General features: G+C 67.8%; 13 protein-coding genes. 4 read left to right on the top strand and 9 right to left on the bottom strand.

What is annotated here, in order from left to right:
* Positions 1 to 54: 54 nt before the first annotated feature.
* Positions 55 to 1332 (bottom strand): MFS transporter, encoded by a 1278-nt coding sequence (locus SPHPH_RS19905; RefSeq protein ID WP_037489725.1) that lies wholly within the window; start codon positions 1330 to 1332, stop codon positions 55 to 57.
* Positions 1333 to 1498: 166 nt separating this feature from the next.
* On the opposite strand from SPHPH_RS19905, the gene SPHPH_RS0114635 reads away from it, so the two are divergent.
* A complete protein-coding gene (locus SPHPH_RS0114635; RefSeq protein ID WP_028967364.1) occupies positions 1499 to 2113 on the top strand; it encodes a class I SAM-dependent methyltransferase in 615 nt (204 codons plus the stop codon).
* Between the two features lie 49 nt (positions 2114 to 2162).
* Here SPHPH_RS0114635 and SPHPH_RS19900 read toward each other — a convergent pair whose 3' ends face one another.
* Positions 2163 to 3611: a S41 family peptidase gene (locus SPHPH_RS19900; protein ID WP_051273038.1), complete on the bottom strand. Its 1449-nt coding sequence runs from the start codon at positions 3609 to 3611 to the stop codon at positions 2163 to 2165.
* A 107-nt stretch (positions 3612 to 3718) separates the two neighbouring features.
* Here SPHPH_RS19900 and SPHPH_RS0114625 point away from each other — a divergent pair, with 107 nt between their 5' ends.
* Entirely contained in the window at positions 3719 to 4069 is a 351-nt protein-coding gene (locus tag SPHPH_RS0114625; RefSeq protein WP_028967362.1) for a hypothetical protein, read from the top strand.
* A gap of 58 nt (positions 4070 to 4127) precedes the next feature.
* Entirely contained in the window at positions 4128 to 4913 is a 786-nt protein-coding gene (locus tag SPHPH_RS0114620) for a glutaminyl-peptide cyclotransferase (protein WP_028967361.1), read from the top strand.
* 107 nt (positions 4914 to 5020) lie between these two features.
* On the opposite strand, the gene SPHPH_RS21690 is transcribed toward SPHPH_RS0114620, so the two are convergent.
* From SPHPH_RS21690 to SPHPH_RS0114590, 6 genes are all read right to left on the bottom strand, one after another.
* On the bottom strand, positions 5021 to 5155 hold the full coding sequence (locus tag SPHPH_RS21690; RefSeq protein WP_260396546.1) for a hypothetical protein: 135 nt from the start codon (positions 5153 to 5155) through the stop codon (positions 5021 to 5023).
* 211 nt (positions 5156 to 5366) lie between these two features.
* A complete protein-coding gene (locus SPHPH_RS0114610) occupies positions 5367 to 6791 on the bottom strand; it encodes an ammonium transporter (RefSeq protein WP_028967360.1) in 1425 nt (474 codons plus the stop codon).
* Positions 6792 to 6802: 11 nt separating this feature from the next.
* On the bottom strand, positions 6803 to 7141 hold the full coding sequence (locus SPHPH_RS0114605) for a P-II family nitrogen regulator (protein WP_028967359.1): 339 nt from the start codon (positions 7139 to 7141) through the stop codon (positions 6803 to 6805).
* Between the two features lie 132 nt (positions 7142 to 7273).
* Positions 7274 to 7474: a putative signal transducing protein gene (locus SPHPH_RS0114600; protein WP_028967358.1), complete on the bottom strand. Its 201-nt coding sequence runs from the start codon at positions 7472 to 7474 to the stop codon at positions 7274 to 7276.
* A complete protein-coding gene (locus SPHPH_RS0114595; protein ID WP_037488649.1) occupies positions 7474 to 8025 on the bottom strand; it encodes a pyridoxamine 5'-phosphate oxidase family protein in 552 nt (183 codons plus the stop codon). Before SPHPH_RS0114595 ends, SPHPH_RS0114600 begins: the two co-directional genes overlap by 1 nt.
* 145 nt (positions 8026 to 8170) lie before the next feature.
* Positions 8171 to 9526, bottom strand: a complete 1356-nt coding sequence (locus tag SPHPH_RS0114590; protein WP_028967356.1) for an O-antigen ligase family protein — start codon at positions 9524 to 9526, stop codon at positions 8171 to 8173.
* A 162-nt stretch (positions 9527 to 9688) separates the two neighbouring features.
* Here SPHPH_RS0114590 and SPHPH_RS0114585 point away from each other — a divergent pair, with 162 nt between their 5' ends.
* Positions 9689 to 10834 (top strand): acyltransferase family protein, encoded by a 1146-nt coding sequence (locus SPHPH_RS0114585; RefSeq protein ID WP_028967355.1) that lies wholly within the window; start codon positions 9689 to 9691, stop codon positions 10832 to 10834.
* A gap of 46 nt (positions 10835 to 10880) precedes the next feature.
* On the opposite strand, the gene tldD is transcribed toward SPHPH_RS0114585, so the two are convergent.
* The gene (tldD, locus tag SPHPH_RS0114580; protein ID WP_028967354.1) at positions 10881 to 12296 is read right to left on the bottom strand and encodes a metalloprotease TldD; all 1416 of its coding nucleotides are present in this window, start codon (positions 12294 to 12296) and stop codon (positions 10881 to 10883) included.
* Between the last annotated feature and the right edge of the window lie 133 nt (positions 12297 to 12429).

The following is a 12429-nucleotide window of genomic DNA, read 5'->3' as shown; positions in this document are numbered from 1 at the left end:
AGCGGGATCCCGGATCAAGTCCGGGATGACGCCGTGGGAGACGAGCGCGTCGATCTATTCCCGCAACACGCGCCACCCGAGCGGCAGCATCAGCGCGCAGGCGATCGCCGCGGCATCATAGGGCAGCGCGTGGCCGATGCCGTACAGCGCGACCCCGATCGACGGTCCCAGCACGAAGCTGGCGCCGCTGATGCTCGTCACCTTGCCCGCGACCGACGCCTGCAGTGATGCGTCGACCGCCAGGCTCGACCCGGCGGTGAACCCCGGCCGGACGAACCCGAACCCGAGGCTGGCGAGCGCATAGCCGCTCGCGATCGCGGGCAGGGTCGTGGCATGGCCCGTCGCCCAGCAGCCTGCGGCGGCGAGCGCGAGCCCGACCAGCACCAGCGCGCGTGGGCGCAGGTCGAGCAGGGGGATCATCCCCCATTGCGCGAGCAGCGACGCGCCCGCCCCGGTCATCAGCACCAGCCCGGTCGCGCCCAGCGCGTCGACCGGCGACACGCCGAGCCGGTCGATGACGAGGAAGCCGATCACCTGGCCGGTCATCGCCTGCGCGTGACCCATCACCAGCCCGACGAACAGCCACCAGCGGATACGTGGGTCCAGCGCAGCGATCCGCCCTCCGCCCTCCGGCGCGGTCGCCGCGGTGACGCTCGCGCCAGACGATTGTCCGCCGATCGATGGATAGGCGGTGGCAGCGCCATGACTCGAATCGTCCGATCGGTCGTCGGGCAGCCGTCGCCACACCGCGACCAGCATCGCCACGCCGAACAGCGCAAAGACGAACGCCGGCGCCGCGAGCCCGATCGCGACCGGGCCGATATGGCCGAGGATCAGATACGGCGCGAGCGCGGGACCGAGGATCGTCCCCAGCCCGAACGCGGAGGCGAGCAAGGTGAGGGCGCGCGTCCGCTCCTCGCGCGTCGTGCTGCCCGCGACCAGTGCCTGCACCGCCGGCGGCGCGGCCGCGCCGGTCGCGCCGTAGATCACGCGCCCGAGGATGAAGAGCACGAACGCCGCGGTGCCGCCGATCCAGCCGTTGATCCCCGCGAGCAGGAACACGCCGCACAGCACGAGGCTGGTCGCATAGCCACCGAGCCCGAGCAGGATCATCGCGCGCCGGCCGTGACGGTGCGAGCGATGCGCCCAGAACGGGGCGGCCAGCACCCAGAACAGCGCCGAGATCGAGAAGGCGAGCGCCACCTCGGCATCGCGCACGCCAAGCGAGCGGCCGAGCGCGGGCAGCACCGATTGCAGCGCGGTATTGCCGGCGGCGATCGTCAGCATCACCATGAACATCAAGGCGAATGTCGTGTCCCGCGCCTGCTTCACTGCCACCGCTCCCGACCCGTCCCGTGCCCCCGCCCGGGCCAATGTCGATTAGGGCCTTGGGGGCCGCGCGCAACCCGGCTATGGCAACCGCTTCGCCTGCAAGGCGTTCGTCATGCGGATGACGTGAAATCGTCATCTCACCAGGTTCGGGAGCCGTTTTTTCCACATGACCAGTTCCACCGACGCCGTGCGGCGCGACCGCAGCAAAGCCGCCGGCGTGCCCGGACCGTGGCAGATGTTCTTCACCGGCTTCCTGAAGCATCCGGTGATGGTCGGTTCGATCATCCCGTCGTCGGACCGGCTGATCGCGAAGATGCTGGGCCCGGTCGACTGGGCCAATTGCAAGCTGTTCGTCGAATATGGTCCGGGTGTCGGCACTTTCTGCCGTCCGATCCTCGAGCGGATGGCGCCGGACGCGATGCTGATCGCGATCGACACCAATGCGGACTTCATCCGCTATCTCGACCACACGATTACCGATTCACGCTTCGTCGCGGTCCACGGGTCGGCCGCCGACGTCGAGCGGATCGTCGCCGAACACGGGCATGAGGGTGCCGATTACGTGCTGTCGGGACTGCCCTTCTCAACGCTGCCCGACGGCGTCGGCCCGGCGATTGCCGCCGCGACGCAGCGCGTGCTGCGCGTCGGCGGCGCTTTCCTCGTCTATCAGTTCAGCCCCAAGGTCCGCGACTTCATCGCACCGCACTTCCACCGCATCGATCACGATATGGAATGGTGGAACGTGCCCCCGGCGCAGCTCTATTGGGGCTGGAAGGACTAGCGATCCACGATCGCCCCGGACGTGATCCGGGGCGACGGAAGGATGCCGCTCAATACAGTCCCGGCGTCTCGCGTTGCGCGGCGGTCGGGGTGGTCGCCAGCACCGGGCGCTGCGAGCCCGCGAACAGCCCTGTCGTCCGCGCCGCCGACGCACTCGCGCCGATCCGGGTGCAACCGCGGCCCGCGATCCAGTCGAGCGCGGTGCGCACCGAGGTCTCGTTCGCATCGCCCAACTGGCGCGTGTAATCGTCGCTGGCCTGGCAGCTCGATTCCACCTTGGTGGCGAGGCCGTCGTAATAATCGCCCTGCCGCGCCGAATTCTGGAGCGCGAACGCGATCACACGCAACCGATCGTCACTGCACGACGGATTGTCGCGCGCGATCTGCCCGACCGGCTTGCCGTAGGTGTTGCTGCCGACCAGCGCGAGATCGCCGTGCAGATACGGGATCAGCGCGTTGATGACATATTCGCTGGCCGACGCGGTCTGCCCGGTGCCGATAAACGCGATCCGCGTCGGGGCGATCGCGTTCATCTCGCTGGCGAAGCGGCGGATCTGGTTCTGGCTCGACTTCGACGAGCGGAAGGTGGTGTACGCCTGCACGTCGCTGGTCGAGCGCGCGCCGCCGAGCAGGTCGGTGAACGTCTCCGCAGTATCGAGCAACCCGCCGCCGTTGTAGCGCAGGTCGACGATCACCTGCGTCACGCCTTGCCGGCGGAAGGTGCCGAAGGCGCTGCGCAACTGGTCGTCGGCGGTGTCGATGAAGGTGCGCAGGTTGACGTAGCCGACCTTGCGCCCGTTATCGTCGAGCACCTTGCTGCCATAACGCGTCGATACCGGCGAGATCGCGTAATCGGCGCTCGCCACCGAGATGTCGCGCGTGCCGTTGGCGTCGGTAATGCGCAGGAAGCGGACAGTGCCGGGTTTGGACGTGTCGAGCGCGCTGTCGAGCGCGTCGTTGCCGCTCGCGAGGATCTCGGCGACCGAGCGGATCGTCGTCGCGGTGTTGCCGATGCCGACGATCTGCGCGCCGCGATCGATCCCGGCGTTCAGGGCCGGCGCATTCTCATAGGCTTCGGTCACGAACAGCCGGTTGGTCGCATCGAACGCCAGCCGCACGCCGAGGCCGGCGGTCGCGCCCGACGAATAATAGGCGTTTTCCTGCGTCAGCGAGGTCAGATAGGTGAAATAGCGATCCTTGCGCTGCGCCCGCGCATTGGCGGTGAGCGCGTCGAGGAAGCTGTCGACATCGGTATAATTGCCCGGATCGATGCTGGTCGGCAGCGTCTCCGGAAAGAGATACCATTCGTTCATCTCGGCCTGCACCCAGTTCTGCCGCGCACGCAGCGCACAGCCGGTCGCGGTGGTGACGCCCCCTGTCGAGCCGCCGCCGGCACTGCCGCTGCTGGATCCCGCGCTGGTGCCGCCGCCGTCTCCGCCGCCGCACGATGCGAGCATCGCCAATCCCGCCACCAGTCCGATCGACCGCCGTCCACGCATCACAAAGACCCCCACGATTCGCTCCCCACGACCATCGCAAGGAAGGTGCAACCCGAAGCTGTGAAGAATGTTAAACCGGCGCATCGTTCGCCGTCGAGGGGCCATCCATGATTCGCCACGCCATGATCGCTGCCATCCTGCCGCTCTCGCTCGCCGCCTGCGGTTCCTCGCCGGAGGCGGAGAATGCCGCCGCGGCCACGAACAACAGCAGCGGCAATTATCTGGCCCAGATCGGGCAGCTGAACGAGAAGGAGCGCAACGGCGTGCTGTTCCGCGCCATCAGCGACGCGGGCCGCGCGTGCCAGGGCGTAACGCGCTCGATCGCCGGGCCGGCGATCCAGGGCAATCCGAGCTGGGTCGCCACATGTGACGACGGCACGCCGTGGGTGGTGTCGATCAACGACAAGGGCATCGCGACCGTCAACGCGGTCGCGGGCACCCCGGCAAAGACCGGATGAGCGCGTCCAGCGCCGCAACGTGATTGCTCCGCGGCGCGCGGCATCGTACCGAAAGCGCATGTCGCGCTGGCTGTTTCTTCCGCTTCTCGCCCTCGCCGGTTCGGCCGGGGCGACCCCGCCTCAGGCCGCATCGGCCGTCATGGCGCGCCAGCCTGCGCTGGTCGTGCCGATTGTCGTTCGGCGGTTGCCGCACGATCGTGCCGCCTTCACCGAGGGGTTGGTGTGGCATGGCGGAGCGTTGATCGAGAGCGTCGGGTTGGAGGGGCGATCCGATGTGCGGCGTGTCGACCCGGTCAGCGGCAAGGTGACGCTGCGACGCACGATCCCGGCGGCGCAGTTCGGCGAGGGGCTGGCGCTGTGGAAGGGCGAGGCGATCAGCCTGACCTGGCACGACGGCGTTGCGCATCGCTGGACCGCCGCGACGCTCAAGCCACTGGGGACGATGCGGTACACCGGTGAGGGCTGGGGGCTGACGTCGGATGCGACGTCGCTGATCCGCTCGGACGGTAGCGCGACGCTGACCTTCCACGATCCGGCGACGATGAAGGTGCGGCGCACCGTCACGGTCACGTTCGCGGGGCGCGCGCTCGACCAGCTCAACGAGCTGGAGATGGTCGACGGGCAAGTTCTCGCCAACGTCTGGCACCAGCCGTTCATCGTCGCGATCGATCCGCGCAGCGGCGTGGTGACGCGCGTGATTGACCTGCGCGCGATCGTTGCCGAGGTCGGGGCGCGCGATCCCGAGGCGGTGGCGAACGGTATCGCGTGGGACGCGAAGACGCGGCGGCTGTTCGTCACGGGCAAGCGCTGGCCGACGATGTTCGAGATTCGGCTGCCGAAGTAGCGGTCCCTTCGTCGCCCCGGACCTGATCCGGGGCCCCGCTTTTTTTGGGAACGGTCGAGGAAGAAGCGGGGTCCGGGATCAAGTCCGGGACGACGACATATCGATCTTCACCGTATCAGCAGCTCGCCGACATAGACGACCGCATCAGCGGCAAGCTGTGCGCCAAGTACCGCCGCGGTGAACATCGCTGCAAGCCCGGCGGCGACCATGCCGTGATGGCCGGCATTCCTGATCCTCAACATGACCCATCCTCTCCTTCTCGGAGTCGGGGTCTCGTTCGTACGGGATCACCCGGCGCCGGCTACTTATATAGTGCATCGCGAGGCCCGCGTCATCTTGCAGCGCAGCACGCAAAAAAAAGGCCCGGTCGCGTTTCCGCGCCGGGCCTTCAGGTGTCGTCCGCAGGAGGAACATCGGTGGCGGGGCGGCGACCGTCGCCGCCCCGCGAAATCGTCAGTAATTGTAGGCGCGTTCGCCATGCTCGTTGATGTCGAGGCCCTCGACCTCGACCTCGAGCGAGGGACGCAGCCCCATGGTCGCCTTGATGCCGTAGAACAGCACCGCCGACACGCCGCCCGAGAGCACCAGCGTCAGCACCACTGCCTTCATCTGCGTGATGACCTGCGCGGCCATGTCATACTTGCCGGCGATCGACGGGAAGCTGGTGTAGTCGATGAAGCCCTGACCGCCGAGCGACGGGTCGGCGACGATCCCGGTCGCGATTGCGCCGATGATCCCGCCGACGCAGTGGACGCCGAACACGTCGAGCGTGTCGTCATAGCCGAGCTTGTTCTTCACGGTGGTGACGAAGAAGAAGCACACCGCGCTGGCGACGAAGCCGAGGATGATCGAGGTCATCGGCGCGGCGAAGCCCGCGGCCGGGGTGATCGCGACGAGGCCGGCGACCGCCCCCGACACGCCGCCCAGCAGCGACGGCTTCTTGTGGACGATCTGCTCGATCACCGCCCAGGCGACCGCCGCGGCGGCGGTGGCGACGAAGGTGTTGACGAAGGCGAGCGCCGCGCCGCCATTGGCTTCGAGGTTGGAGCCGGCGTTGAACCCGAACCAGCCGACCCACAGCAAGGAGGCGCCGATCATCGTCATCGTCAGCGAATGCGGCGGCATCGGCTCCGACTTGTAGCCGTGGCGCTTGCCGATGATGAGGCAGCCGACCAGCCCTGCGATGCCCGCGTTGATGTGCACCACCGTGCCGCCCGCGAAGTCGAGCGCGCCCCAGCCGTACAGCAGCCCGGCGTCGGTCGGCGCGTCGGCGAGGAAGTCCGGGCCGGCCCAATACCAGACCATGTGCGCCATCGGGAAATAGACGATCGTCAGCCACAGCACGACGAACACCAGCAGCGGGGTGAACTTCACCCGCTCGGCGAACGCGCCGACGATCAGCGCGGGCGTGATGCACGCGAAGGTCATCTGGAAGGCGATGAATGCATATTCGGGCACGTAGACGTTGTTCGAGAAGGTCGCCGCGACCGAGGTCGGCCCGACGCCTGCGAGGAACGCCTTCGACAGCCCGCCGACGAACGCGTTACCGCTGGTGAAGGCCATGCTGTAGCCCCAGCACACCCAGACGAGGCTGGCGACCGAGACGATCATGAACACCTGCATCAGCACGCTGAGCATGTTCTTGGTGCGCACCAGCCCGCCATAGAACAGCGCGAGGCCGGGAATCGACATCATCAGCACCAGCGCCGCCGAGATCAGCAGCCACGAGGTATCGCCCTTGTTGATCATCGCCACGGCGGCTTCGGGGCCGGGTGCGCGCACCGGGCCGGCGGCGCCCTGCGCCAGCGCCGGCGCGGCGGTGAGCAACGTGGCGGCCAGCGCCCCCGCGCCGCCCGCAATCTTTCTGGAAAGCGTCATCGGTCCCCCCATCACAATGCCGTGTCGTCGGTTTCGCCGGTACGGATCCGCACCGCCTGTCCGACATCGAGCACGAAGATCTTGCCGTCGCCGATCGCGCCGGTGTTGGCGGCGGCCTGGATCGCCTCGACCACGCGGTCGGCGATGTCGCTGGCGCACACGACCTCGATCTTGATCTTGGGCACCATGTTGGTGCTGTATTCGGCGCCGCGGTAGATTTCGGTCTGGCCTTTCTGGCGACCGAACCCCTTCACCTCCGACACCGTCATCCCGGCCACCCCGACGGTGGTGAGCGCTTCGCGCACCTCGTCGAGCTTGAACGGTTTGATGATGGCTATGACCAGCTTCATCACGCCCCCTTTGCGTTTGTCCCGTGACAGAGCTTCGCAAGCAGCGTGCCAGTTGCACGCAGAGGGAGGCGGGCAGCGCGGAGGCGTTAAGCTGCGTTAATAATTGTGCAGCGCGTCAGGCGTGCCTATTTTTCAGGCAGCGCCCGCGATCGCCTGTGCGGCGGACAGATCATCCTCGTCGACCATGACGCGTACGGGGATCAGCAGCCAGCTGCCATCGGCGATGCTGGCGCCCCCGTCGAAGGCGAGCGCGGGGATGCCGTCGGACTCCAGCCGCGCGACGAGGATGTTGGCGAGGTTGCGGTCGTAGCGGCCGAGTTCGACGAGCGCCATCAGGCGGGCACGCGCGTCGGGCTGCGGACCGGCAGCCCGTCGATGCTATGGGTGCGGACCGCATATTTGCCGAAGCGCGTCGCGTCGTCGGTGCTCGCGTGATATTTGTTGAGCGTGTCGCGCTCGCGCTCAAACGCCATATACGGCACGCCCCAGCCGCAGGACGTCTGCGCCTCGTCGACCGCGATCACGAAGATCTGCCGCGTACCGGGCAACAGCGTGAAGTGGGCAGCGAGGTCCGCCCACTCGTCATCCTGCGGCAGCACCGGGCGGCCGCGGCCATAGATGCGGAAGATCAGCGCGGGATTGTCGAAGGCGCAGAACATGATCGTGATCCGTCCGTCGGCAAGCAGATGCGCGTTGGTCTCGTTCCCCGATCCCGCGACGTCGAGATAGGCTACCGTCGTGTCGTCGAGGATGCGAAAGCTGTCCATCCCCTTGGGGCTGAGATTGACGCGCGCATCGGCCGCGGCGGTGGCGACGAAGAACACCGGCTGCTTCGCGACGAACGCGCGATGTTCGGGTGTCAGGGCAGGGAAGAACTTGGCCATCGATCGACTCCGCATAGAGGCGCAGGGACGTTGCACATCGCCGTGGGCGCCATGAAGCACGATCCGGCCGAGTCCGACAAGCATTGCCCCGGCAACCCGTCGCGCAGGGAGGCGTAGCCCACCCGGCGGCAGTAGGAGCTGGTCGTCAGGCGTTGGCGGGCAGCGGCCCGGCGGCGGGATCGTCGCTGCCATCGTCGTTGGGCTGGCGACGCGCCGCCCGCGCTTCGCGTCGCGTACGCGCGGCATCGGCCTTGACCTGCTCGGCAATGCCGATGCCAAGCCCCAGATAGAAGAACATCACATATTGCACCGGGAAGATCACGAAGGCCCATTCGTAGTTCAGGTGCAATCCCGCGGTGAGCAAGGTCATGCCGAAGCCGATCAGGACGTCGCCGCGCCGATCGCTCCGGTGGCGGAAGGCGGTGCGCAGCATCATCAGCAGCCCGCCGCCGATCATCACGACGACGAAGAAGAGGCTGGCGATCCCGGTTTCGGCCATGACCAGCAGATAGCTGTTGTGGACATTGGTCGATCGGCTACCCTGTGACGCGACCACGCCCGCGCGCGCCGAATAGCCGTCGACGTTGCTGACGATGACATAGCTGTTCGCGCCAACGCCGGTCGGATGATCGTGGATCATCGCCCAGGCGGCGCGCTTGAACGCCTGTCGTTCGGAGTCGCTGCTCTCGACATTGTTGTGGTTCGATCGTTCCCCGATCATCCGGATGGCGAACGGCGTGACGCACAGGATCGCAACCGCCGCCAGCGCGGTCATCGTCCGCTTGCGCGGGGTCCACCGCCACACGCTCGCCACCACCAGCAACCCGCCCATGCCGATCGCCCCGAAACCGATCGTGGCGCGCGAGGCGGTGAACAGGTCGATCAATAACGCCACCAACGGCCCGGCCTTGGCGTACCAGCTCCGCCCGCCTGACAGCAGGATCGCCAGCGCCGGCAAGGCCACCAGGTTGGTCATCAGACCCAGCAGGTTCTGCGCACCGAACGTGCCCACCGCCTGCAGCACCCCCTGGAAATGCTGCTGCACCGCAAAGAAGAGCTGGAAGAGCAGCGCGAATACGCCGCCGGCGACGACCGCCGGCACGATGCGCGGCGTCGTCGAGAGCCGCAGCGCCGCCAGATACACCAGCAGCATCCGCATCAACTGCACCGCATAGCCTAGCGCGGCGAGCTTATCGATCGCCCAGGTGACGGTGATCGTCGTCAGAAAGATGTAGATGAGGAACGCCCAGAGGAACGGGGCGCTCTTGCGCCGCCGCGGCGTTGCAATCAGCACCGCTACCGCCAGCGAATCGATCAGCGATACCTCGATGCCCTTGGTGTGCCCCGGCCAATAGGCGAAGGATATCGGCGCGATATAAAGGTGCAGGAACGACAGCAGAAACGGCAACGCCCCAAAGGCGAAGCCGAAGATCGGCCGGTAGCGTGGCTGTCGCGCATATTGGATGAACAGCGGACAAAGACCCAGCAGAAGGGCGAGCAAAACCCATTTCAAGGCGTGTGTCTCCGCGACCCGGGCAGGAGGGTGCACGTCACCGCCCTGGCCGCCGTCGATTTATTACCGCGTCAAGGAATCGTCGGTATAGCGGGCGGGTTAAGAATCAAGCTGCAACGTGGACGGTCCTTGGGCAAGAAAGCAGGAACAGTGCCGCCCTCTGCTCCGCACGCGCCGGAGGGTGCCGGGACCGCTGCCGCCGGTCCGGCGACGCGCTTCGAGTTGCTGCAAGTCCTGCGCGGGCTCGCCGCCCTGTGGGTTGTGCTGTTCCATGTCTGGACGCTGCAAAGCATTCGCACCCTTTATGAGGCGATGCCGTCGCCGCTCCGCGAGATCGTGTTCGATGACGGGCGCGGCGGCGTGGCGGTGTTCTTCGTTCTCAGCGGGTTCGTGATCGCGCACAGCCTGTGGGGAAAGCAGGTCGATGGCCGCTACGCCGGCACGTTCGCGATCCGGCGCAGCCTGCGCCTCGATCCGGCCTATTGGGCGTCGATCCCGATCGGGCTGGCTGCGGCCGCGGCGGTGGCGATGGCGCACGGCGAGCCGCTTCCGTGGCCAACCCCGGCCACGGTCATCGGGCACCTGTTCTACCTGCAGGAACTGCTCGGCCTGCCCGACATCCAGATCGTCTACTGGACGCTGACCTATGAGGTGCAATTCTACATCGTCACGCTGCTGGGCGCTTGGGCGTGGTGCCGCGCGCGGGCGGGCGCGCCGACCGTCCGACGTGCGGCCTGGCTGCTGCCCGCTGCCTTCATTTTCGCCGCGGTCGCCTCCAGCCTCGGCGATCAGCATTGGGTGCCGCGCGGCGTCTTCCTGAACTTCTGGTTCGCCTTCGCTGCCGGGGCGCTGGCCTATGCCGCGGGGTGGCGACGGGCGGGGGCGGTGCCGACAATCGCGCTGGCGGTGATCGCCGTCATCGCGCTGTGGCGGGCGCCAGGGACCGACGAGGTGTTCAACACCCCCGCTATGCTGACCGCGATCGGCCTGTTCGGGGCGTCACGCGCCGGCTGGCTCGGGGCGGGCGGTCGGCAGCGGTGGCTGATCGGGCTGGGCGCGATCTCCTACTCGCTGTACCTCGTCCACTTCCCGCTTCTGGTGCTGAGCGGCAGCATCGTGCGGCGCGTGTTCGGCGACGGCGTGATCGCGGACAGCGGTAAGGTGCTGGCGTATCTCGTCCTGTGCACCGGCGGCGCGATCGTGTTCTGGCTGGTGGTCGAAGCACCGACGCACCGGCTGGCGCAGCGCTACGGGCGGGGCAGGGCGCGAACGGACGCCTCGGTGCCCGCGGAATAACGTTTGTCCGTCGCCCCGGATGCGATCCGGGGCGACGGCAACACGCTCAGGCCGTACCGCCCACCGTCAGCCCGTCGATCAGCAGCGACGGCTGCCCGACCCCGGCCGGCACGCTCTGCCCGCCCTTGCCGCACACGCCGATCCCCTCGTCGAGCGCGAAATCGTGGCCGACGCCCAGCACCTTGGTCAGCACGCTCGGCCCGTCGCCGATCAGCGTCGCGCCCTTGATCGGGGCACCGAGCTTGCCGTCCTCGATCCGGTACGCCTCGGTGCAAGAAAAGGTGAACTTGCCCGAGACGATGTCGACCTGCCCGCCGCCGAACGACTTGGCGAAGATGCCCTTCTTCACGCGGCTCAGCAGCTCCGCGGGATCGTCGCGACCGGCCTTCATGAAGGTGTTGGTCATGCGCGGCATCGGCGCGTGCGCGAAACTCTCGCGCCGCCCGTTGCCGGTCGGCGCGACCCCCATCAGCCGCGCGTTGAGCCGGTCCTGCATATAGCCCTTGAGGATGCCGTCCTCGATCAGGATCGTCTCGGAGGTCGGCGTGCCCTCGTCGTCGATCGTCAGCGAGCCGCGTCGGTCGGCAATGCTGCCGTCGTCGACGATCGTCACGCCGGGCGCCGCAACGCGCTCGCCGATCCGCCCCGAAAAGGCCGAGGTGCCCTTGCGGTTGAAATCACCCTCCAGCCCGTGCCCGATCGCCTCGTGGAGCAGGACGCCGGGCCAGCCGTTGCCGAGCAGCACCGTCATCTCGCCGGCCGGTGCATCGACCGCCTCGAGATTGACCAACGCCTGCGCCAGCGCCTCGTCGATCGCGCGGTTCCACATGTCGGGCGTCATCACGCGGTCGTAGAGATAGCGCCCGCCGACTCCGAACGACCCGGTCTCGCGCCGCCCGTTCGACTCCGCGACGATCGAGACGTTGAGCCGCACCAGCGGGCGGACGTCGGTGGCGACAAAGCCGTCGGCGCGGACGATCTCGACCACGCTCCACGTCCCCGACAGCCCGACCGACACCTGCGCCACGCGCGGATCGCGCGCGCGGGCGGCGGCGTCGATCGTCTGGCACAGGTTCACCTTGTCGGCGAACGGCACCAGATCGAGCGGATCGGCGTCGGTGTAGAGCCGGCTGTTGGTGCGGGTCGGCGCGGCGGCCTTCGTCGCGGCCGAGGGATCGATCAGCGCCATCGTCTCGCCGGCGCGGCGGATTGCGGCTTCGCTCAGCTCGTTGGCGTGCGCGAAGGCGGTCATCTCGCCCGACATCGCGCGCAGTCCGAAGCCGGCGGTGGTGTCGTAGCTGGCGGTCTTCAGCCGCCCGTCGTCGAACCCGAAGGCCTCCGCCTTGCGATATTGCAGGAACAGCTCGCCGTCATCGGCGCGCGCCAGCACATCGGCGGTGACACGCTGCGCGGTCGCGGGGTCGAGCGTGTCGCGGTACAGGAAGGAGCGGGGATCGGTCATCGCGCCAAGATAGGCGCGGGCGGGTGTGGATGCCAGCGGTTGAGGTTCATGCGGAGGCGCGGAGCGCGCGGAGGACGTTGCGGAAGCTCCGTGTCATCCTTTCTTCGTCGCCCCGGACCCTTCGACAAGCTCA

Source organism: Sphingomonas phyllosphaerae FA2 (genome assembly GCF_000427645.1).
GTDB lineage: Bacteria > Pseudomonadota > Alphaproteobacteria > Sphingomonadales > Sphingomonadaceae > Sphingomonas > Sphingomonas phyllosphaerae.
Note: the sequence above shows the minus strand (reverse complement) of the source record. Positions and strands in the feature narration are given on the sequence as shown.

Coding starts and splice junctions, on each gene's coding strand:
- SPHPH_RS0114635 (WP_028967364.1), top strand. CDS start 1,499: ATGACCAGTTCCACCGACGCCGTGCGGCGCGACCGCAGCAAAGCCGCC.
- SPHPH_RS19900 (WP_051273038.1), bottom strand. CDS start 3,611: ATGCGTGGACGGCGGTCGATCGGACTGGTGGCGGGATTGGCGATGCTC.
- SPHPH_RS0114625 (WP_028967362.1), top strand. CDS start 3,719: ATGATTCGCCACGCCATGATCGCTGCCATCCTGCCGCTCTCGCTCGCC.
- SPHPH_RS0114620 (WP_028967361.1), top strand. CDS start 4,128: ATGTCGCGCTGGCTGTTTCTTCCGCTTCTCGCCCTCGCCGGTTCGGCC.
- SPHPH_RS21690 (WP_260396546.1), bottom strand. CDS start 5,155: ATGTTGAGGATCAGGAATGCCGGCCATCACGGCATGGTCGCCGCCGGG.
- SPHPH_RS0114610 (WP_028967360.1), bottom strand. CDS start 6,791: ATGACGCTTTCCAGAAAGATTGCGGGCGGCGCGGGGGCGCTGGCCGCC.
- SPHPH_RS0114605 (WP_028967359.1), bottom strand. CDS start 7,141: ATGAAGCTGGTCATAGCCATCATCAAACCGTTCAAGCTCGACGAGGTG.
- SPHPH_RS0114600 (WP_028967358.1), bottom strand. CDS start 7,474: ATGGCGCTCGTCGAACTCGGCCGCTACGACCGCAACCTCGCCAACATC.
- SPHPH_RS0114595 (WP_037488649.1), bottom strand. CDS start 8,025: ATGGCCAAGTTCTTCCCTGCCCTGACACCCGAACATCGCGCGTTCGTC.
- tldD (WP_028967354.1), bottom strand. CDS start 12,296: ATGACCGATCCCCGCTCCTTCCTGTACCGCGACACGCTCGACCCCGCG.